A 20,450-nucleotide genomic window follows, 5' to 3' on the forward strand; every position below is an offset into this window, starting at 1 on the left:
CCATGTCCTGGAACAATCGCGTGGTCTGGTCGGAAGGCATGTTCATTGGAACGCAGCACTTCCAGCAGCATGACCGTTACCTGGAAAACCTCATCGACGCCCGTAGCCGTCCGCTGTCGGCCGGCGCCTGGGGTTTTTCCCAATTGCTGATCGACCAGGGCCTGCTGGCCCAGGGCAAGCTGGCGATCGTTTCGGCGCGGGGCCTGCTGCCGGACGGCACACCGTTCAACATCCCCGAGGATGACCTGGCGCCGACTCCGCTGAACGTCGATGACAACCTGCGCGATGGTCTGGTGTATCTGGCTTTGCCGCTCAAGCGTGCCGGTGCGCGTGACACCGTTGACGAAGGTGAAGCCCTCGGCGCTGCGCGCTACGTGAGCCAAGTGTGCGAAGTGCGTGACGATAACGCACCGTTCGAGAACCGCGCGCCGGTTGCCTTGGGTTCGCGGGCCTTGCGCCTGTTGACCGCGCAGGACGGCATCAGTGACTACGCCGCCATCGGCCTGGTACGCATCAAGGAGAAACGCGCCGACCGCGCCCTGGTGCTGGACGACAGCTACATCCCGCCGCTGCTGGATGTGGCCGCCTCCAAACCGTTGGCCGCGTTTCGCAGCGAACTGTTGGGCCTGCTCCATCAACGCGGCGAAGCCCTCGCCGGGCGGGTGGTGGCGTCCGGTGCCGGGGGCGCCTCGGAGATCGCCGATTTCATGCTGCTGCAATTGGTCAACCGCGCGCAGCCGCTGATCCAGCACCTGAGCCAGTTGAGCCCGTTGCACCCCGAACGGTTCTACAGCGAGCTGGTCAGCCTGGCCGGTGAGTTCTCGACCTTCACCGCCTCGGGGCGTCGGCCGCAAGAATATCCGCAATACCAGCATGATGACCTGGCGCTCAGCTACGCGCCGGTCATGCAAGCCCTGCGTGAGGCCCTGTCGATGCTGATCGACAGCAAGGCCACGCCGATTCCGATTGTCGAGAAAGCCTACGGCATCCACGTGGCGATGCTGGCCGACAAGACCCTGCTCGAGAGCGCCAGTTTCATCCTGGTGGTGCGTGCCGATGTCCCGGCCGAAACCCTGCGCGGTCGCTTCGGCCAGCAGAGCAAGGTCGGTTCGGTGGAGCACATTCGCGATCTGGTCAACCTGCAGCTGCCGGGCATCGGCCTGCTGCCGTTGCCGGTGGCGCCACGCCAGCTTCCGTACCACGCCGGCTCCACTTACTACGAACTCGACCGCGGTAGCGATCACTGGCAGCAATTGAGCAACTCCGGCGGGTTCGCGTTCCACATCGCCGGCCAGTTCCCGGGGCTGAATCTGGCTTTCTGGGCGATCCGAGGATAAACCGCGATGAGCAACGACGATCGTACTCAGTTCATGCCGACGCCCGGTGGCCGTGGCGCCGACCCATTCCGCCCGGACTCTGGCCGTCCGGACCCTGGTCGTCCACAGCCGGCGCCCGCACCGCTATCGATGCCGGCCGCCCCGGTCCTGACCGGCAAGGCCCAAGGCCTCAACCCGCTGGAAAGCGCGGCCGGTCCGCTGCTGGCGCTGTTGACGCGCCTGCGCAACACCATTGCCCATCCGGCTCCGGCCAGTCTGCGGGCGCAACTGTTGGCGTACCTGCGTCAATTCGAGGAGCGCGCCGAAGCCGCCGGCGTGGTGCGCAATGACGTGCTGCTGGCTCGTTACGCCCTGTGCACCGCCCTGGATGAAGCCGTGTTGAGTACCCCCTGGGGCGGCACCAGCGACTGGGGCAAACAGAGCCTGCTGATCACCGTGCACAACGAAGCCTGGGGCGGTGAGAAGGTGTTCCAGCTTCTGGAGCATTGCCTGCAAAGTCCACGGGAACGCTTGTACCTACTGGAGCTTCTGTACCTGTGCATGTGCCTGGGTTTCGAAGGGCGCTACCGGGTGATGAACGACGGGCGCAGCCAACTGGAAGCCTTGCGCGAGCGCACCAGCGCGGTGATCCGCAGCGCCCGTGGCGACTACGAGCGTGAGCTGTCGCCGCACTGGCGCGGCGTCACCGTGGCCCGGGATCGGCTGGCGCAATTCATGCCGCCGTGGATCGCCGTAGCCATCGGCGCGGCCTTGTTGCTAGCGCTGCTGTTCGGTCTGCGCATGAAACTGGCTTCCGATGCCGAGCCGGTGTTCAAGAACATCCATGCCCTGGGAGAAATCCCGGTGCAGGCCATCGACCGCCCCGTGGTGCAGCCCAATGTAATCGAGCGACCACGCCTGGCCGGTTTCCTGGCCGATGAAATCCGGGCCGGTCGGGTCGCGGTGGAAGATGCCGTGGATCGCTCGGTGGTGACCATCCGTGGCGATGAACTGTTCGCCTCGGGCAGCGCCAGCATCTCCGACGATCTTGAGCCGCTGATGCTGCGCATCGCCGATGCCATTCGCAAGGTCAAGGGCCAGGTCCTGGTGACCGGCCACAGCGACAATCGCCCGATTGCCACCCTCAGGTTCCCATCCAACTGGGCGTTGTCCGAAGCGCGGGCCAAGTCGGTGCTGCAAATCCTTTCGGCCAAGACCGGCCAGGCCGAGCGCTTCAGCGCCGAAGGCCGCAGCGACACCGAGCCGTTGGCTTCCAACGCCACCGCAGGGGGGCGTGCGCGCAATCGTCGGGTTGAAATCACAGTATTGGCGGAGGGGGTCGAGTGAAGGCGTTTTTCAGTTTTATGATCCGCTGGGTCATCCCGCTGCTGGGGCTGATCGCCCTGAGCCTGATCATCTGGTTCGTCGGCCCGTTGCTGGACTGGCTGGTGCCCGAAGGCCGTCGTTGGGCGTTGATCATCCTGGTGTTTGCGGTGTGGATCGCCTACCGGGTGTTTCGCATCATCCAGGCGCGCCGGCAGGCCGCCGAAGTCATGCGCAGCCTGGCCGCACAAACCCCGCCCGACCCTACCAGCATCGCGACGGCCGAAGAACTCGAAACCCTGCGCCAGCGCATGGACGAAGCCTTGGCGCTGTTGAAGAAAGCCAAGCTGGGTGGGGACGAGCGCCGCAACCTCTACGAACTGCCGTGGTACGTGATCATCGGCCCGCCGGGTTCGGGCAAGACCACTGCGCTGGTCAACTCCGGGCTGCATTTCCCGTTGGCCGCGCAACTGGGCGCCGGCGCGGTACGGGGCGTGGGCGGCACGCGCAACTGCGATTGGTGGTTTACTGACCAGGCGGTGCTGCTCGACACCGCTGGCCGCTACACCACTCAGGACAGCGACGCGACTGTCGACAAGGCCGCGTGGCTGGGCTTTCTCGGGCTGCTGAAAAAACAACGCGCCCGTCGCCCGATTGACGGTGCGTTCATTGCCATCAGTCTGTCGGACCTGCTGCTGGGCAGCGACGCCGAGCGCGCGGCTCATGCTGCGGCGATTCGCTTGCGCATCCAGGAGCTGTACACCCAACTGGGCGTACGCTTCCCGATCTACCTGATGCTGACCAAGCTCGACCTGGTGCCCGGGTTCATGGAGTTCTTCGACAGCCTGAGCAAGGAAGAGCGCGCCCAGGTCTGGGGCATGACCTTCGCCCTGGACGATGGCAAGAGCAACGACAGCCCGTTGGCGCATCTGCAAAGCGAATTCGCCGGCCTTGAGCAGCGCCTCAACGACCGCCTGGTGGAACGCTTGCAGCAAGAGCGCGACCCGGCGCGGCGCGACTTGATCTACGGTTTCCCGCAACAGTTCGGCGCGCTGAAAGATTGTCTGCAAAGTTTCCTCGAAGGCGTGTTCAAACCCAATGCCTTCGAAGAGCGTGTGCTGCTGCGCGGGGTGTATTTCACCAGCGGCACCCAGGAAGGCAGCCCGATCGATCGCTTGATCGGCTCCATGGCCCAGAGCATGAATCTGGACCGTCAGCACCTGGCACGCCAGACCGGCACCGGGCGCAGTTACTTCATCGAAAAACTCTTCACCGCCGTGGCGTTCGCCGAGCGTGGGTTGGTGGGCGTCGATCCCAAGGTCGAGCGTCGACGCAAGTGGATCGCCCGGGGCGTATTGGCCTCCACTGTGGCTTTGGTGCTGGTGGTTTCGACGTTGTGGTGGATCAGCTATCGGGCCAACCAGGCGTACATCACCCAGGTCGATCAGAAAGTCGCGCCGCTGGGTCAGGCCGTGCAGAGCCTCAGTCCGGCACAACGCGATGTCCTCGCCGTATTGCCATTGCTCAACGCCGTGAAGCACCTGGCCGACGACGCGCCCGATTGGGCCGAGGGCCTGGGTCTGTATCAGGGCGACATGCTCGAAGCCGAGTCCGGCAGTGTCTATCGCAAGTTGCTGATCGCCGTGTTCGCGCCACGCTTGCTGACGCGTATCGAAGAGCAACTGCACAGCGGCGGCAGTTCGGATTTCCTCTATGAAGGATTGAAGGCCTACCTGATGCTCGCTGACAACGAGCACTACGATGCCGACTTCATCAAGGCCTGGGTTGCCCTGGATTGGGACCGCAGCCTGCCGCGTGATCTGCCGGCCGATCAACGGCTGGCCCTGGGCGAGCATTTACAGGCGCTGTTCGAGCGTCGTCCGCCCACCGCCCGCCTGGACCCGCGCTTGATCGAAGACCTGCGCCGGCAATTGCAGCAACTGCCCGTGGCCCAGCGCGTCTATGACCGGGTCAAGCGCCAGAAACTGCCCGAGGGCATCGCAGATTTTCGCCTCAACGAAGCCGCCGGGCGCGACGCTGCACTGGTGTTCAGCCGCAAGAGCGGCAAACCCTTGGGCGAGCCACTAAGCGGGTTCTTCACGGTCAAGGGCTACCGTCAGGGCTTTTTGCTCACCAGCTTGAACCAGGCTGGAACGCTGGCTGAAGAGCAATGGGTGTTGGGTCGCGACGAGGCCGGGCAGCAGGACGTCGCCAGCCTGGCCGCCGAAGTGCGCCGCCTGTATTTCCAGGACTATCAGCGCCAATGGGACGCCTTGCTGGCCGACATCGACTTTGTGCCGATCACCAGCGTGGCCCAGGCCGCCGATGTCTTGCGGGTCCTGTCCGGGCCAAGTTCGCCGTTGAAAAAACTGCTGGTGGCGGTGGCGAAAGAGACCGACCTGCAACAGGAGGAACGCTTGCTGGCGGCCCAAGGCGAGCAGGTCGAAGGCGGTGTGGACAAGCTCAAGGAGCGCCTGGGCAGCTTGCTCGGCCAGGAGCAAGCGGCGCAAAACGCACCCCAGGCCAGCGTTGATCCGGTCACTGCGCATTTCGCCGAGCTCAACAGCATCGTCAGCAAAAACGAAGGCGAACCGGCGGCTATCGATGGCCTGCTCGCCGACATGAATGCCTTGTACGTGCAGGTCAGCGCCATGGTCGGCGCCAGCGGCGACGCCCTGCTCGGCGAAGCCAAGAACCAGGCCCAGGCTGCTGCCACACGGGTCAGCCTCAACGCCGAACGCCAGCCGCCGCTGGTGCAAGGCCTGGTCAAATCGGTGGTCAACTCCACCACCAACAGCATGATGGGCGGGGTGCGCAATCAACTGAACGCCGCCTGGACCAGCGAAGTGGTGAACATCTACCGCCAATCCCTGGCCGGTCGTTATCCCATGTCGCCGGGCAGTGCGCGGGACGCAACCCTGGACGACTTCGGTCAGTTCTTCGGCGTCGGCGGGGTGATGGACAACTACTTCCGCAAATACCTGCAGCCCTACGTCGACACCTCGACCCCGGCCTGGCGCTGGCAGCCGGGTGCGGCACAGAAGCTCGGTATCGCCCCTGGCGTGCTGCAAACCTTCCAGCGTGCGGCCACCATCCGCGATGCGTTTTTCCGTTCCGGCGGCACCCAGCCGATGGTGCGCTTCGAGCTCAAGCCGGTGGCGATGGACTCGACCATCACCCAGTTTTTGCTCGACCTCGACGGCCAGCAACTGAGCTACGACCACGGCCCGAGTCGTCCGACCGCCATGCAGTGGCCCAACCCCGGCAGCATCGGCGTGGTACGGATCTCGATCCTGCCGCCCTCGGCCAATGGTCGTTCTGGTATCACTCTGGACGGCCCGTGGGCCTGGTTCCGCCTGTTGGAACAATCGGACCTGACCGCCGGCAACTCGCCAGACCGCTTCAACCTGCGGCTGCGGGTCGACGGCGCCAGCGCCTCTTACGAGCTGCGGGCCAACAGTGCCTTCAACCCGTTCAAGAGCCGCGTGCTCAGCGGCTTCAGCCTGCCGGAGCGTCTATGAGTACACCGGGCTTCTATGGAAAGTTGGCCAGCCGCGGGGACTTCGTCAGCCGGGGCTTGCCCCAGAGTTTTATCGGCCCGTGGGATTCGTGGCTGGCGGCGGGATTGCTCGCCAGCCAGACCGGCCTGGGCGAGCGTTGGCTGGATGCCTATCTGGTCAGCCCGCTGTGGCGCTTCATGGTCGCGCCCGGGGTCTGTGGGCCCGACGCCGCCGTGGGCGTGGTGATGCCGAGTATCGATCGGGTCGGCCGCTATTTTCCGCTGACCGTCGCGGTGTTGCTGGACCCCGACGCGGACCCGGCGTCCGTGGTGGGCGGTGCGGACGAGTGGTTTGAGCGGGTGGAGAACCTGTTGCTGAGCACGTTGAGTGTGGAGGCCAGTTTCGAAGCGTTCAACGAACAGTTGGAGACCCTCGGCAGCCCGATGTATCTGCCGCGCACGCCGGGCAGCCGCTTTGCCAGCCTGCATCGCTTCGACGCCACCGACCCGCAGCGGCGCATGAGCGCCCTGGCCGAAGCGGCCTGCGAAGGCGTGAGCGTGTGGTGGGGCCAGGGTTCGGAACGTATCGCGCCCGGTCTGATGCGCTGCCAGGGTTTGCCGGCCGCCGCTGATTTTGCGCAATTTTTGCTCGGCCAAGAAGGTGTTGTGTAGATGCGTCCAAGTGCTGGGAAAGCCTTCAAGTCTGCAAGCAAGAGCCATGTCGGCATGGTTCGCCAGGTCAACGAAGACGCGTGCCTGGAACTGCCGGAAAACGGCCTGTGGGTGGTCGCCGATGGCATGGGTGGGCACGCGGCGGGCGACTACGTCAGCAGTCTGATCGTCGACAGCCTGCGCGGCATTGCCGCGGGCCGTTCGCTGGACGAATACGTCGCCGCGCTGCACAGCGACTTGCTGCGGGTCAACGCCGCCGTGCGTGAAGAAACCGCCAACCGTGGCGTGACCATGATGGGCAGCACTGTGGTGGTGCTGGTTGCGCGGGACCTGCGCGGCATGTGCCTGTGGGCCGGTGACAGTCGTTTGTATCGCCTGCGCGACGGCAAGCTCGACAGCATCTCCCGCGATCACAGCTACGTCCAGGACCTGCAGGACAGTGGCCTGCTCAGCGAAGCCGAAGCCCGGGTGCATCCACGGGCCAACATCGTTACCCGTGCCATCGGGGTCGAGGCGCAACTGAATCTGGCGATGGTCGAGTTGCTGCTGGTGCCCGGCGACAGCTACCTGCTGTGCAGCGACGGCCTGACCAAGACCGTCGAGGACGATGAAATCCGTGAAGTCCTGAACCACGACGATCCCGGTGAGATCGCCAGCAGCCTGGTGTCCCTGGGCCTGATGCGTGGCGCGCCGGACAACATCACTGTGGTTGTCGTGAAGGTGCCGTCATGAGCTTGACCTTGAACATTGTCATCCCTGGCTACGACATCGAAGGGCCGATCGGTGAAGGCGCGATGGCCAGCGTCTACCTGGCGACCCAGCGCTCGCTGGAGCGCAAGGTGGCGCTGAAAGTCATGGCGGCCGCGTTGGCGGCCGACCCGACGTTCTGCGAGCGCTTCCTGCGCGAAGGCAAGACCCTGGCGCGTCTGTCCCATCCGCACACGGTCACCATCCATGACATCGGCAACGTCGGTGAGCTGTATTACATGGCCATGGAATACCTGCCCAACGGCACGCTCAAGGAGCGCATCGCCGCCGGCCTGTCGCCGGAGCAGGGCCTGATCTACATCCGCCAGATTGCCTCGGCCCTGGGCTACGCCCATGGCTTGGGCCTGGTGCACCGTGACGTCAAGCCGGCCAACATCCTGTTCCGCGCTGACGGTACGGCGGTGCTCTCGGACTTCGGCATCGCCAAGTCCCTGGACGACCGCACCCAATTCACCCAGGCCGGTTTCGCCGTCGGCACGCCCAGCTACATGAGCCCGGAACAGGCCCGTGGGCAAGACATCGACGGTCGGGCCGACCTGTATGCCCTGGGCGTGGTGCTCTACGAAATCCTTGTCGGCAAACTGCCGTATACCGGCAACGACGCGCTGTCCACGGCCCTGGCGCACTTGACCGAACCGCTGCCGGAGTTGCCGGTGCATCACGGTCATTACCAGGACGTACTGCGCAAACTGCTGGCCAAAGACCCGGCGGAGCGTTTCCCGGATGCAGCGGCTCTCTTGCGGGCGCTGGACAATCTGCCCGAGGAGTCGGCGCAAGCGACGCTGATCCGGCCGTTGCCGCTGCCCGTGTCGACGCCACCGAGCGGCGATGACCTGGCTGGATTGACTCCGGTGTCCATCGATATTCCGACAGGGCCGGCACAGCCGCAATCCCAGCCCAAGCCAACCCCGCCGCCGGTGAGCCCGACTCAACGCTCTAGCGTTTCGTCGCAGCCCAAGACCCCGCTATTCGCCCTGGCCGCCGTCGCGGTGGCCGTGGCGCTGGCGTTGGGGGGTGGGGCTTATTGGTGGCTGTCGGGCGATGGTGGAGAAGCCACGAAGCCGCCGATTGTCTCGACGCCGCCGGTAAATCCACCACCGGTGAAAACTCCGGAAGTGCCCCCGGCAAAACCGCCTGTGGCAACGCAGGCCGATGGCGGCCAGCGTCCATTGTTGATGGCTGGCAAGAAAACCCTGTTCCAGCGAGTGCTGAGCAAACCGGGCGCCAAGCTCACTGAAGAAGCGGGCGCTGCGCCGGGCAAGGCGTTGCCGGCGTTTTCCGTGCTGTACGTGTATGAGCGTAAAGACCTCGATGGCAGCCCCTGGTTGCGGGTCGGCGCGGCCACGGACGGGCGCAGCGACGGCTGGTTGCCGGCCACGCAGGTCAGCGACTGGAAGCAAAGCCTGGTGCTCAAGTTCACCGAGCGTTCCGGCCGTGCGCCGGTAATGTTCCTGCGCCAGCCCGGCGAAGTGGAAAAGCTGCTGGCCGACCCTTCAGCGGCCAGGAATGTCTTGCTCAAGGCCCAGCAGAACCGTGAAGACAATCAGCAAGTGCTGGCCCTGGAACCGGCCGCCAGCGCCGTGCCGCAGAATCAGTTCTACCTGTTGCCGATCTTCGATTCCCGCGAAAGCTTCGATGAGACCGGCCAGCCGGTGCAGTTGCTGAACGTGGCCTCCATCGATCCCGGCAACACGCCGAAGGCTACCCCCAACACGCCCATCAGCACCGCCAGCGCCGACGCGTTCCGTACCGCCGTGGTGCTGGTGGTGGACACCACCGTGTCGATGCAGCCCTACATCGATCAGGTCCGCGACGTGGTCCACGAACTGCAAAGCCGCATCGCCGAGCGTGGCGAGCTAGACAGTGTCAGCTTCGGCATGGTGGGTTTTCGCAGCAGCACCCAGAAAACCCCCGGCCTGGAATACGTCGCCAAGACCTTGATCACCTTGGAGCAGGGCCGCGACCCGCAACGCTTCATGGAGATGGCGCGACAGGTCAAGGCGTCCACGGTGTCGAGCCATTCGTTCAACGAGGATGCGTTTGCCGGCGTCATGGAGGCGGTGGAGGGCATGGACTGGTCCGGCTATGGCGGGCGCCTGATTCTGTTGGTCACCGACGCTGGCGCCCTGCGCAAGAACGATCCGTTTGCCGCCACGCAAATGAACGAGGCCGAAGTGCGGCAGGCGGCGCTGGGTAAACAGATCAAGATCTACGCTCTGCACCTGCTCAGCGACGCTGGCAAGAAAACCCACGGCGGTGCGCAGAGCCAATATCGCACCCTGACCGCCGACGCCAACCCGCAGATCGGTGACCTGTACATTCCGGTGCCGGGCGCCGATGTGCGCAAGTTGGGTGAGCGCGTCGACGAGATCGGCTCGGTGTTCGCCGACCTGGTGCACCAGGTGCGCAGCAACAAACCGCAAAGCGTGCCGCAGTTGGGCGCGGCGCCGAGCCTGAGCGATAAATCGGCGGCGGTGGGCTACGCGATGCACATGGACTTTTTGGGACGCAAATCCGCCAGCCAGGCCCCGCAATTGGTCAGCGCCTGGACTGCCGACCGTGACCTGACCAACCCGGCGCTGCCGGCGTTCCAGGTGTGCGTGATGCTGACCAAACTGCAACTCAACGACTTGCAGCAGTCGCTGAAGCTGATCGTCGATGCGGCGCGCAAGACCCAGACTTCGCCCAAGGATTTCTTCCAGGAAATCGCCAGCGCCAGTGCCTACATGAGCCGTGATCCTTCGGCGTTGCGCAAGGGCGGCAACCTGGCTGATGGCGGGATTCTCGGTGAGTACCTCGAAGGGCTGCCGTACCGCAGCAAGTCGCTGAACATGACCCAGGATTTGTGGCTGTCCCTGAGCGTGGCCGAGCAGGAAGATTTCATCGACGAGCTGGATTCGAAAATCCGCCTCTACGAGACCTTCCACAACGATCTGGCCAACTGGGTGCGGTTCGGCGATGCCGAGCCGGGCGATGCCCTGTACCGCGTTCCATTGTCGACGCTGCCGTGATGCTGAATATGAGCGCCGTACACAAAAGCCGGGGCGTCGGCAGCCAGCGCTACAGCCTGGTGATTCCACGGCTGCAATTGCGTGCCGGCGAACAACTGGCGGTGGTCGGCCCCAGCGGTTGCGGCAAGAGCACTTTGCTGGATCTGCTGGCCTTGGTGCTGGCGCCGGATCAGGCCGGGCAGTTTGACTTCACACCGGCCAACACGCCGTTGGACATCGCCGCGCTGTGGCGTGCGGGGCAGCAAGGCGCCTTGGCGGACCTGCGCAGCCGGCATCTAGGTTATGTGCTGCAAACCGGTGGTTTGCTGGGTTTTCTGGACGTGCGCGGCAACATCGAGTTGTCGCGCAAACTGCTTGGCATGGCGGATGACGGCAGCGTCACGCGCCTGGTCGGTCAACTGGACATCGCCGACCAACTGGGCAAGAAGCCGGCGGATTTGTCCGTCGGCCAGCGCCAGCGGGTCAGTTGCGCCCGCGCCTTGGCGCATGGGCCGCGCCTGTTGCTGGCGGATGAACCCACCGCAGCCCTCGACCCACTGAGCGCTGAGCGGGTCATGCGGTTGCTGGTGGCCCAGGCCCGCGATCACGGTGTGTGTTGTGTGGTCGCCACCCACGATGAGTCACTGGCCCGCGCCAGCGGTTTGCAGGTGCGGCGCATCAGTTGTCGTCGCGACGCCGATGGTGGCGTCACCGCAACCCTCGGGGAGGCTTGCTGATGCGCGGCGCGCTGGTGGCTTCCCTGGCCTGGCAGGATTACCGCAACGATGCCTGGCTGTCGGCCTGTTCGGTGCTGGCGCTGGTGGCGGTGGTGGCGCCGTTGCTGGTGCTGTTCGGCCTGAAATTCGGTCTGGTCAGCAGCCTCACCGAGCGCCTGGAGAATGACCCGGCTACCCGGGAAATCATCCCGCTGGGCGGCGGCCGGTTCAGCGCTGAGTTCGTCGAGCAATTGGGCCGGCGCAACGACGTGGCGTTTGCCCTGGCCCGCACGCGGCAGATTGCGGCCACTGCGGATTTGAGCCGCGAGGCTGAGCCCGTCACCGTCGAGATGATCCCCACGGCGGCCAATGATCCTTTGTTTGAGCGCCTGCCGGTGCCGCAAGGCCTGGATCAAGTGGTGCTCAGCCACACCGCCGCCGAAAAACTCGGCGCCAGGGCCGGTGATTGGCTGCAGGCCAGTTTCGGTCGGCAGGTGGCCGGTCGTAGCGAGGCGCAGCGCACGCGCGTGCAGGTGTTGCACGTACTGCCGCTGCAAGCCTTTGCCCGGGATGGTTTGTTCGCGCCGCTGGCGCTGCTGGAAGCGGCCGAGGATTACCGCGACGGTCGCGCCGTGCCCGCGTTCGGCTGGCCGGGCGACGCGGTGGGGCAGAGCGCGCAGCGGGTCTACCCGGCGTTTCGCCTGTACGCCCGCAACCTGGGTGATGTGGAGCCGCTGCGCGAGTATTTCGCGGCGCAGAACCTGCTGGTGTCCACCCAGGCCCAGACCATCGCACAGGTGCAATCGCTGAGCCGCAACCTGTCGATCGTGTTCTGGATCATCGCCGGGTTGGCGTTGGCGGGAGCGTTCGCGGCGATTTTTGCCGGTGCCCTGGCGGCGGTCGAGCGTAAGCGCCGGGAACTGTCGGTGTTGCGCCTGCTGGGGGTTTCTACGGCGGCGCTGTTGTTGTTCGTGGTGTTGCAGGCGCTCTACAGCGCCGCACTGGCGGCCTTGTTGAGTGCCGGGCTGTATGGCCTGGCGCAGTCGGGCCTCAATTATTTATTTGCGCAGTTGCCGGGCGAGTACGCCAGCCATCTGTTGCCGCGTCACTACACCTTGGCCCTGGTGGCCGTGCTCGGCGTCAGCGCCGTGGCGGCGGCTTGTGGTGGCTGGCGGGTGGCGCGCATCCAGGCGTGTGAAGGAATTCGCGATGTATAAGTTATTGGGCGCCGCCGTGGCGCTGAGCCTGGCCGGTTTAACCTGGGCCGACGAAAGCACCGAAAAACTGGACAACCCCAAACCGCTGCCCGGTGACGTCAGCCTGCCGCTGCCGTGCGAAGGGCAAATGGTGTTCCGTTACGTCTACATCCTCGCCCAAGGCACCCTGGATGATCGGGAGATCAGCCTTGGCTACCCGTTCAGCGAGGGCGAGGCCGGCTATAAGCAGTCGTTCATTTCCGGTTACCGTCGGGACTTCATCAACGGCCAGTTCACCCTCAAGGACCTGCCCAAGGACTGGAACAAAACCATCGCGCCGTTGATGCCCAAGGCTGACGCCAAGACCCCGCTCAAACCGATGCTGTACTTCATCGGCAAATACGAGGTCACCGCTCGCCAATACGCCCAGGTCATGGCCCAGGCGCAGTCGTTGGCCAGCGGCGAACCCGCGCCGGCCTGCGAGACCCTCAAAACCGAGCTGCCCCAAGGCATGGCCGGGCGTTTGCCCAAGGTGAAACTGTCCAAGTTCGAGGCCGAACGTTTTGCGGCGGTGTACAGCGCCTGGCTGATGAAATACCACAAGGATCTGCTGCCGGTGAGCGGTCGCGGCACCTCCGCCGAAGACGGCGGGCTGGGCTTCGTGCGTTTGCCCACCGAAGTCGAGTGGGAATTCGCCGCCCGTGGCGGGCAAGCCGTCAGCCGCCAGGACCTGGAAGGGCGCTTGTTTCCCCGACGTCTGGAAGGCAGTGAAAGCGACGGGCCACTGGCTGACTGGGCGGTGTTCAATCAGGTCGCTGGCGGCACCGGCCAGGCGGCGCGGCTGATGCCCGTCGGGATCAAACTGCCGAATCCCATCGGCTTGTTCGACGTGATCGGCAACGCCGCCGAGATGGTTCAGGAGTCCTTCCAACTGGTGCATGCCGGTCGCCGCCAGGGCGCCTACGGTGGCTTCGTGGTCAAGGGCGGTAACTACCTGGAAGGCGAAGGCACGCTGTTCACCGGAATGCGCCGCGAGTATCCGTTGTTCGCCGCCGACGGCACCGAGCAAAGCAACGAAACCACCGGGTTCCGCGTGGCGGTCGGGGCATTGTCGGCGCCGCGCTCACGTTACAAAGAGCTGTTCGCCCAATGGGAGAAAGAAGGCCGCCTCGCATCCCTGACTGATGCCATCGATGAAGCCGAAGACCCGACCAAGCGCCTGGACAGCATCATCGCCGCCAGCGTCGACCCACGCCTGCAGGCCGAGCTGGGGCTGGTCAACGAAGAGCTCAAGCGCAACGTCTCGCTCATCGCCCAGCAGCGCGAGGAAGCGGCGGGCAACCTGATCCAGTCGGCGGCCCTGGTGGTCGAGACCATCAATAACTACAACATTCGCCTGACCAATTTGCAGAACAGTCGCCAGCAGGCCTTGGACGCCAAGGACGAGGCCAGCGCCGAGCTGTTCGCCACGGCCATCAACAACGGCCGCAGCGCGCTCGAGGGCGCCGTGGCGATTTACATCGACAACCTGGCCACCGGCACGCGTTACACCGATGCCGTGATCCAGGCGCAGTTTCAACGCATCAAGGAGGAATTGGAGCGCAAGCCGGTGCTGGGCAAGAGCCTGGTGGCGCGCGCAACGTTATTCGTTCGCCATGTCGGTCAGTATCGTCAGCAAAAACGAGCCGACCCGGCGGCGATATTGAAGGAACTGCTCGCATCGAGCAGTCAGCGGTCTTGATCGTTGATTGTCAGCGAGCTTGGAAGGGACTCAGACGGCGGTGGGCCGTGCTGAGCTGGTCAACACTTAAAAAGAGAACACAATCATGCTTTTCTCCCGTAAACCTTTTGCTTCGGTTTCCAAGCGTCACCTGCTGATGGTCGCTGTCGGCTTCAGCACCGTCCTGACCGGCTGCGCTACGTCGCCGACTTCCAAGGTCGCGTCGAGCACCAAGGTCGAGTACTACCCTAACTGCTACGAGCCGGTGCAGCACTTGCGCTCCACCGAGGGGAACATGACCAAATCGGTACTCACCGGCGCGGCCGTCGGTGCGGTCGGTGGTGCCCTGTTGGGTGCGCTGACCGATTCGGAAAACCGTGGCCGCAACGCCGCCATCGGCGCCGCCGGTGGTGCCTTGGCCGGTGGCGCAACCGGTTACTACACCGAGCGTCAGAAGCAGATCGCCGATGACAACCAGCGCATCGCCTCCTACGCCGCTGACGTCAACAAAAGCGCCGCCGATATCGATCGCAGCACCGCGTACGCCAAGGCTTCGCAGCAGTGCTACCAGAGCGCGTTCACCAAGCTGGTGGCCGACCGCAAGGCCAAGACCGTCAACGAAACTGAAGGCCGCAAGCGCCTGGCAGAAATCGTCTCCGGCCTGAAAGAGTCCAACGACCTGATCGTCGCGGTCAACGGCAAAGCCGCCGAAGACCTGAACAACTACACCCAGGCCTATGAAAAAGACCTGCAACAAGTGGGTGTGCAGCGTACTGACGTGGTGACCGTAGCGACCGCCGAAACCAAGCCGGTTGTCGCTTCGACCAAGACCAAAAAAGCGGTGAAACCGGCGAAAAAGCCGGTGTTGCCAACCGTGCCGAAAGAAGCGGTCACCACCGAAAAAACTCTGCAGACCGCCAAGGCCAAGCAGGATGAAAGCAAGCAGGTCGCCAGCGCCGGCACCAGCCAGGTCAACAGCATGTGCAAAAACCCGGACCTGGGTGACTGGGCACCGGTGCCTTGCCCAAATGTTTGATTGACTGTTGCTGATCATTCCCTCGAGGGAGTGATCAGCGCACAAAAACCTGTGGGAGCGAGGCTGCTCGCGACAGCGGTGGTTCAGTTGACATCAATGTTGACTGATACACCGCCATCGCGAGCAGGCTCGCTCCCACATTTGTTTTGTGTTGGTTTGAATATCCGCGACTGCTCTCAATCCCCTGTGGGAGCAAAGCTTGCTCGCGAGGCGGCCTGACAGCCGGCCTGGCTCTCCCGGTTGTACGTCGATCAAACTGTGGGAGCGAGCCTGCTCGCGATGGCGGCCTGATAGCCGGCCAGGATTTGGTTGACTGGGTACATATCCGTTGCTGCGGTAGCGGCTGCTGGCGGTTCCGCCCTTACGGCGGGTCACTTTTGGCAAACGCCCCAAAAGTAACCAAAAGGTCTTGCCCCACCACTCGGCACCTCGCTTAGGCTCGGTGTGCCCTCACTCCGGCATTGCTCCGTGGGCCCGCCGCGAAGGGCCATCCATGGCCCAGCGCGGCTATCCCGGCATCCATGCCGGGATGCCCACTACGCAATACCTGCGTTCGGCCAGCGTGGTTAACGGGGCCCCCAGATCAAAATCAAAAGCGAGGCGGCCTGACAGCCGACCTATCTCATGCGGCTGTGCATCAATCGGACCTGTTTGAGCAGGCACTTGTGGGAGCAAAGCTTGCTCGCGAGGCGGCCTGACAGCCGGCCTGGTTCTCCCGGTCGTACTCCAATCCAATTGTGGGAGCGAGCCTGCTCGCGATGGCGTCGGCACAGTTTGCATCAAAGCAAAGCTCTACCCCTTGGTCCCAGGCGCCGCCATCTCCTTCGTTTCCAAATGATCCAACGCCCGTTCAACCAACAACTGAACCCCATCGGCCATGCGGCTGATCGCCAGGGCTACACAGCGGCGTGAGTCATCGACATCGTCAGCCAGGTCGGCGGCGATGGTGCTGATGGAGAGCAGGTCTTCTGAGGCGTTGGCGAGCAGGGTTTCGGTGTCGATGTGGGGGGCGACAATGAAGAGCTGGTTTTTGTCAGGTTCGGACGGTGAGGAAGGCTGGGGTTTGAGGTAGTAATCGAGGGCGCGGGTGGCGGCGTCTTCGAGCTTTTTTTCTTCGAGGGCTTCGACGCGGGATTTATGGCCGCTTTGCGGCGGATTCGGTGTTGCTTTGAACATAATGATTTCCCTGGAGGTGGAGCTGACACCCATCGATTGCACTTCGAAAAAGGTGGCAGCTGTACGTAGGTGTGCAAGACCGGTCCAGGAACCCGGCAGACCCGAAAGTCTCCCACGCGCAGCCGCCATAACAGTCGGCGAGCATAGAAAAATGCTCGGCGAATAGCCATAACGAATGCGTTCCTAGATCGGACTTGCACGTCCGTGTCACCGTTTTTTGCGATGACGGACAAAGGTTAGCGGCGCTCGAAATCGCTGCCTAGTTCATGAACAACGCTGCGTATTGAAGGAAATGTCCGAGGGTTTGGCGGGGGAAAAGATCAAAGGATCGCAGTCTTCGGTAGCTCCTTCAGAAGTGGGTGTAGGAGCTACCAAGGCTGCGATTTTTTGATCTCTCGCTTGGAATTCCATGCCCTGCGCAATTGATCAAGACTTGTTGGGCGACAACTCCGCCATCCCCTTGAGCAACTCGATCGGCAGCGGAAAAACGATGGTGGAGGTCTTGTCCCCGGCAATGGAGCCCAGTGTCTGCATGTAGCGCAGTTGCATGGCGCCAGGCTGGCGACCGAGCATTTCGGCGGCTTGCATGAGTTTTTCCGAGGCTTGCAACTCGCCTTCGGCGTGGATCACCTTGGCCCGTCGTTCCCGCTCTGCTTCGGCTTGCCGGGCGATGGCGCGGATCATCGATTCATTGAGATCCACGTGCTTGATTTCCACGTTGGCCACTTTGATACCCCAGGCGTCGGTCTGGGCGTCCAGCACTTGCTGGATGTCGCTGTTCAGTTGCTCGCGCTCGGCCAGCAATTGGTCCAGGTCATGTTTGCCGAGAACGGCGCGCAAGGTGGTCTGGGCCAGTTGGCTGGTCGCCATGAGGAAGTTTTCGACCTGGATAATCGCCTTCTGTGGATCGAGCACGCGAAAGTACAACACCGCGTTGACCTTCACCGAGACGTTGTCGCGGGTGATCACGTCCTGCGCCGGTACGTCGAGGACAATTGTGCGCAAGTCGACGCGGATCATCTGCTGCACCACGGGAATCAGCAGGATCAGCCCGGGCCCTTTGACCTGCCAGAACCGGCCGAGCTGAAAAACCACCCCGCGTTCGTATTCGCGCAGGATCCGGAACGTTGAAGCCGCCAGTGCTATCAACAGCAACAACAGCATCGTGAAACCGATTTGCATACCCATATCAGGCTCCTTGTGAATCAGCGGCGGCCACTTCCAGTAGCAGACCCTTGCGTGCGATGACCCGCACGGCCTGGCCAGGCCGCAGCGGCATCGCGCTTGTCACCTGCCAGCGTTCGCCTTCCAGCTGGATCCAGCCATGATGGTTATTGCCGGCCTGTAACGCTGTCACCGCCGTGACGCTGCCCAACAACGCGGCATCGCCGCTGACGGGTTGGCGCGGTCGGGTTTTCAATGCGCGGACCAGGAGGGCTATCAGCAAAAAGCCACTGATCAGACCCAGGACGATCATCAGTGGGACCGGTATATCGGCGTTGGTCAGGATGATCGCGCCAATGACGCACAGAATGATGCCGCCCAACCCGGCGACTCCGTAGTTGGGCAGGGCGGCCTCGGCGATCAGCAAGGCCACGCCCGCGGCAATCAGCCAGAAACCCAAGGGATTGGCCGTCAGTAGCGCGAGTCCGTCGGCCGCCAATGCGGGCCCGCTCATGGCCAGCAATGCGACCATCAAACAGCGAATGTTCACTGGATCCTCCGCGATGTGATTGGGAACTCTATCTAGAGTCTAGTTCACGCGTGGTTTGATCGAATTTTGATCAGTCTGGCGGTCGTCAAGAGGCTAGACTGCGGGGAGTAACCCAGCCATCCGATCTATGCTCAGGAGTCCCGCATGGAATCCCCGATCCACAGCCTGCCCGCGCTGTTCAAACAATTGGGCCTGTCTGACGACCCCGTTGATATCGACAAATTCATCACGACCCATTCACCCCTCAAGCCTGAACTGCACTTGGCTGACGCGTTTTTCTGGAGCACAAGCCAGCAGCAGTTACTGCGTGAAGAAATCCTCGAGGACGCGGACTGGGCGGAAGTGGTGGACCAGTTGAATGTGTTGCTGCGCAAGGGACGCAACGAGTGACACGGAAGCAGAACCTGTGGGAGCGGGCTTGCTCGCGAATGCGTCATATCAGCCAGCATCACCGACAACTGGCCCAGCGCTTTCGCGAGCAAGCCCGCTCCCACAGAGAAAGGTTGTTATTCTTTGCTGTTATTAATAAATAGCTTCTTATTCCTTAATCAATCTGGCTCACCTCCCTATACTCGCCTGCAACAGACACGCGGGAGAGCACCCATGCGCAACGAATCGATTCGCTACCTGATTGTGCCGGGCTGGCAAGGATCGCCGCAAAACCACTGGCAAACCCATTGGCAGAACAGCCTGCCCAACAGTGCCCGGGTCGAGCAGGCCGACTGGTTGACCCCTCGGCGTGAAGACTGGGTGGCGGCGCTGGCCGAAGCCATTGCCGCCGACAGCAGGCCGGTGATCCTCATTGCCCATAGCCTGGGTTGCATCACGGTTGCCCATTGGGCGGCCAGCGCGCCGGTGCAGTTTCTGCAGCAGGTGCGCGGGGCGTTACTGGTGGCGCCGGCGGATGTCGAACGGCCGGCCTGCGCGCCTGCGTTGCGCAATTTCGCGCCGATTCCCACCGATCTGCTGCCATTTGCGAGCCAGGTGGTCAGTTCCGACAATGACCCCGCCGTAAGCGTTGAGCGCGCGCTTGAACTGGCGCGTCATTGGGGCGCCGAGGCCGGGATTTTGGCCGGGGCGGGGCATATCAATGTCAAGTCTGGCCATCAGCGTTGGGAGCAGGGGTTCGCCTATCTCTATCGTCTGCAAACCCGCATGGAGCACCACGCCCTGCGTCGCGCCTGAATTTTTTTGCCCTCCCGTCTCCCGGCGGTTGGGGCGGGAGTCTGCCATGAGCTTGCATGAAACACTGGGTCAGCCGTTGCTGACGTTTCCCGACGCACAAAAAAGCCCCCTGAGCATTCGCGCCAAGGCGTTGGTGTTCGTCGACCCGCGTTCGCGGCAACTACGCCACGCATTGGAGCAACTGGCGCCGCGCTCGATCGCGGTACTGATTCGCGGCCAAACCGGTACGGGCAAGGAGTTGCTTGCCCGTTACCTGCATCGTGAAAGCGCTCGCGGTGGGCTGTTCGTTTCGGTCAATTGCGCTGCGATCAGCCCGACTTACGCCGACGCCGAATTGTTCGGTTATGCCGTCGGCAGCCACAACGGCTCGGCCAGTAGCCGCGCCGGCTGGTTCGGCTCGGCCAATGGCGGCACCCTTTATCTGGATGAGATCGGCGATTTACCGCTGCCGATCCAGCTAAAATTGTTGGCGGCTCTGGAGAACCACGAAGTCATCCGCGTCGGCGCCCACCAGCCCAGCCCTGTGGATGTGCGCCTGGTTGCGGCCACCAGCATCGATCTGGCGCAAGCAGTGGCAGCCGGTAAATTCCACCAACGGCTCTATGACTATCTCAGTGAAGGTCAACTCGAGTTGCCGGCTTTGCGCGAGCGGGTGGGCGATATCCTGTCCCTGGCCGAGTACTTCCTGGGCATCTACAGCCAGCGCCTCGGCCTGGCGGTGCCGCTGATCAGCGAAGCCGCGCAGCACGCGCTGGAACGGCACGACTGGCCGGGCAATACCCGCGAGTTGGAGAACGTCATTCATTTTGCGTTGCTGGTGAGCACCGGCGATCAAATATTGCCAGAACATCTCAATTTACCGCATCAACCGACACCCGCAACGGTGATTGAGCAAATGGTTCTTGAGTTGATCAGGCAAGGTGACCGGCAACAACTTGAGCGATTAAAGACATGGATCGCCGGGATCTGATGCCTGCGTCAATAATGTTACTGAATCATTTGAGCGCTGATGATTTTTATATTGTCGGCGTTGTTGTTGCGCGGATCCCGTAAATGTCGGGGCTGTTTCATTTTGCGGCCAGTTATAAGTTGTCATTCAAATAATTTGTCTGGGTTTTGATCTTGATTGGTGGCGCCGT

General features: G+C 63.2%; 16 protein-coding genes. 13 read left to right on the plus strand and 3 right to left on the minus strand.

The annotated features are described in order from the left end of the window. Nucleotides 1-2: 2 nt before the first annotated feature. The 10 genes from tssK (at nt 3) to tagQ (ending at nt 15,236) form a co-directional block, all read left to right on the plus strand. Nucleotides 3-1,337, plus strand: a complete 1,335-nt coding sequence (gene tssK / locus T3A99_RS26760; RefSeq protein WP_107323116.1) for a type VI secretion system baseplate subunit TssK — start codon at nt 3-5, stop codon at nt 1,335-1,337. 6 nt (nt 1,338-1,343) lie between these two features. After that, nucleotides 1,344-2,663 carry a DotU family type VI secretion system protein gene (locus T3A99_RS26765; protein WP_173406406.1) on the plus strand — a complete coding sequence of 440 codons (1,320 nt, stop codon included), beginning with the start codon at nt 1,344-1,346 and terminating at the stop codon, nt 2,661-2,663. Next, nucleotides 2,660-6,160: a type VI secretion system membrane subunit TssM gene (gene tssM / locus T3A99_RS26770; RefSeq protein WP_076383102.1), complete on the plus strand. Its 3,501-nt coding sequence runs from the start codon at nt 2,660-2,662 to the stop codon at nt 6,158-6,160. Before T3A99_RS26765 ends, tssM begins: the two co-directional genes overlap by 4 nt. Continuing rightward, nucleotides 6,157-6,810, plus strand: coding sequence for a type VI secretion system-associated protein TagF (gene tagF / locus T3A99_RS26775; RefSeq protein WP_173406408.1), 654 nt, complete (start codon nt 6,157-6,159; stop codon nt 6,808-6,810). Before tssM ends, tagF begins: the two co-directional genes overlap by 4 nt. Beyond that, the gene (locus T3A99_RS26780) at nt 6,811-7,542 is read left to right on the plus strand and encodes a PP2C family protein-serine/threonine phosphatase (RefSeq protein WP_047226781.1); all 732 of its coding nucleotides are present in this window, start codon (nt 6,811-6,813) and stop codon (nt 7,540-7,542) included. It abuts the gene before it with no gap. Then, nucleotides 7,539-10,589, plus strand: a complete 3,051-nt coding sequence (locus T3A99_RS26785; protein ID WP_173406409.1) for a serine/threonine-protein kinase — start codon at nt 7,539-7,541, stop codon at nt 10,587-10,589. Before T3A99_RS26780 ends, T3A99_RS26785 begins: the two co-directional genes overlap by 4 nt. Beyond that, nucleotides 10,589-11,305, plus strand: coding sequence for an ABC transporter ATP-binding protein (locus T3A99_RS26790; protein ID WP_322835000.1), 717 nt, complete (start codon nt 10,589-10,591; stop codon nt 11,303-11,305). The genes T3A99_RS26785 and T3A99_RS26790 overlap by 1 nt, the downstream gene beginning before the upstream one ends. Further along, on the plus strand, nt 11,305-12,501 hold the full coding sequence (locus tag T3A99_RS26795) for an FtsX-like permease family protein (protein WP_047226784.1): 1,197 nt from the start codon (nt 11,305-11,307) through the stop codon (nt 12,499-12,501). The genes T3A99_RS26790 and T3A99_RS26795 overlap by 1 nt, the downstream gene beginning before the upstream one ends. Further along, entirely contained in the window at nt 12,494-14,221 is a 1,728-nt protein-coding gene (locus T3A99_RS26800) for a formylglycine-generating enzyme family protein (protein ID WP_322834968.1), read from the plus strand. Before T3A99_RS26795 ends, T3A99_RS26800 begins: the two co-directional genes overlap by 8 nt. Before the next feature lie 85 nt (nt 14,222-14,306). Next, nucleotides 14,307-15,236, plus strand: coding sequence for a type VI secretion system-associated lipoprotein TagQ (tagQ, locus tag T3A99_RS26805; RefSeq protein WP_047226786.1), 930 nt, complete (start codon nt 14,307-14,309; stop codon nt 15,234-15,236). Nucleotides 15,237-16,028: 792 nt separating this feature from the next. Here the strand turns inward: tagQ and T3A99_RS26810 are convergent. From T3A99_RS26810 to T3A99_RS26820, 3 genes are all read right to left on the minus strand, one after another. Beyond that, nucleotides 16,029-16,412 (minus strand): DUF6124 family protein, encoded by a 384-nt coding sequence (locus T3A99_RS26810; protein WP_047226795.1) that lies wholly within the window; start codon nt 16,410-16,412, stop codon nt 16,029-16,031. Nucleotides 16,413-16,838: 426 nt separating this feature from the next. After that, the gene (locus tag T3A99_RS26815) at nt 16,839-17,600 is read right to left on the minus strand and encodes a slipin family protein (RefSeq protein WP_047226796.1); all 762 of its coding nucleotides are present in this window, start codon (nt 17,598-17,600) and stop codon (nt 16,839-16,841) included. Between the two features lies 1 nt (nt 17,601). Then, nucleotides 17,602-18,126, minus strand: a complete 525-nt coding sequence (locus tag T3A99_RS26820; RefSeq protein ID WP_047226797.1) for an NfeD family protein — start codon at nt 18,124-18,126, stop codon at nt 17,602-17,604. Nucleotides 18,127-18,270: 144 nt separating this feature from the next. On the opposite strand from T3A99_RS26820, the gene T3A99_RS26825 reads away from it, so the two are divergent. The 3 genes from T3A99_RS26825 (at nt 18,271) to T3A99_RS26835 (ending at nt 20,281) form a co-directional block, all read left to right on the plus strand. Then, nucleotides 18,271-18,516, plus strand: coding sequence for a DUF2789 domain-containing protein (locus tag T3A99_RS26825; RefSeq protein ID WP_076383248.1), 246 nt, complete (start codon nt 18,271-18,273; stop codon nt 18,514-18,516). 213 nt (nt 18,517-18,729) lie between these two features. After that, a complete protein-coding gene (locus tag T3A99_RS26830; protein ID WP_047226799.1) occupies nt 18,730-19,311 on the plus strand; it encodes an alpha/beta hydrolase in 582 nt (193 codons plus the stop codon). 46 nt (nt 19,312-19,357) lie between these two features. Continuing rightward, nucleotides 19,358-20,281: a sigma 54-interacting transcriptional regulator gene (locus T3A99_RS26835; RefSeq protein ID WP_076383250.1), complete on the plus strand. Its 924-nt coding sequence runs from the start codon at nt 19,358-19,360 to the stop codon at nt 20,279-20,281. Nucleotides 20,282-20,450 lie beyond the last annotated feature (169 nt).

Origin of the sequence: Pseudomonas sp. N-137, from assembly GCF_034555295.1 — a bacterium.
In the GTDB taxonomy this organism is placed as follows: domain Bacteria; phylum Pseudomonadota; class Gammaproteobacteria; order Pseudomonadales; family Pseudomonadaceae; genus Aquipseudomonas; species Aquipseudomonas rhizophila.

Excerpts from the sequence above, each read along its gene's own strand:
- tssK (WP_107323116.1), top strand. The coding sequence starts at position 3 with ATGTCCTGGAACAATCGCGTGGTCTGGTCGGAAGGCATGTTCATTGGA.
- T3A99_RS26765 (WP_173406406.1), top strand. The coding sequence starts at position 1,344 with ATGAGCAACGACGATCGTACTCAGTTCATGCCGACGCCCGGTGGCCGT.
- tagF (WP_173406408.1), top strand. The coding sequence starts at position 6,157 with ATGAGTACACCGGGCTTCTATGGAAAGTTGGCCAGCCGCGGGGACTTC.
- T3A99_RS26780 (WP_047226781.1), top strand. The coding sequence starts at position 6,811 with ATGCGTCCAAGTGCTGGGAAAGCCTTCAAGTCTGCAAGCAAGAGCCAT.
- T3A99_RS26785 (WP_173406409.1), top strand. The coding sequence starts at position 7,539 with ATGAGCTTGACCTTGAACATTGTCATCCCTGGCTACGACATCGAAGGG.
- T3A99_RS26790 (WP_322835000.1), top strand. The coding sequence starts at position 10,589 with ATGCTGAATATGAGCGCCGTACACAAAAGCCGGGGCGTCGGCAGCCAG.
- T3A99_RS26795 (WP_047226784.1), top strand. The coding sequence starts at position 11,305 with ATGCGCGGCGCGCTGGTGGCTTCCCTGGCCTGGCAGGATTACCGCAAC.
- T3A99_RS26800 (WP_322834968.1), top strand. The coding sequence starts at position 12,494 with ATGTATAAGTTATTGGGCGCCGCCGTGGCGCTGAGCCTGGCCGGTTTA.
- tagQ (WP_047226786.1), top strand. The coding sequence starts at position 14,307 with ATGCTTTTCTCCCGTAAACCTTTTGCTTCGGTTTCCAAGCGTCACCTG.
- T3A99_RS26810 (WP_047226795.1), bottom strand. The coding sequence starts at position 16,412 with ATGTTCAAAGCAACACCGAATCCGCCGCAAAGCGGCCATAAATCCCGC.
- T3A99_RS26815 (WP_047226796.1), bottom strand. The coding sequence starts at position 17,600 with ATGGGTATGCAAATCGGTTTCACGATGCTGTTGTTGCTGTTGATAGCA.
- T3A99_RS26825 (WP_076383248.1), top strand. The coding sequence starts at position 18,271 with ATGGAATCCCCGATCCACAGCCTGCCCGCGCTGTTCAAACAATTGGGC.
- T3A99_RS26830 (WP_047226799.1), top strand. The coding sequence starts at position 18,730 with ATGCGCAACGAATCGATTCGCTACCTGATTGTGCCGGGCTGGCAAGGA.
- T3A99_RS26835 (WP_076383250.1), top strand. The coding sequence starts at position 19,358 with ATGAGCTTGCATGAAACACTGGGTCAGCCGTTGCTGACGTTTCCCGAC.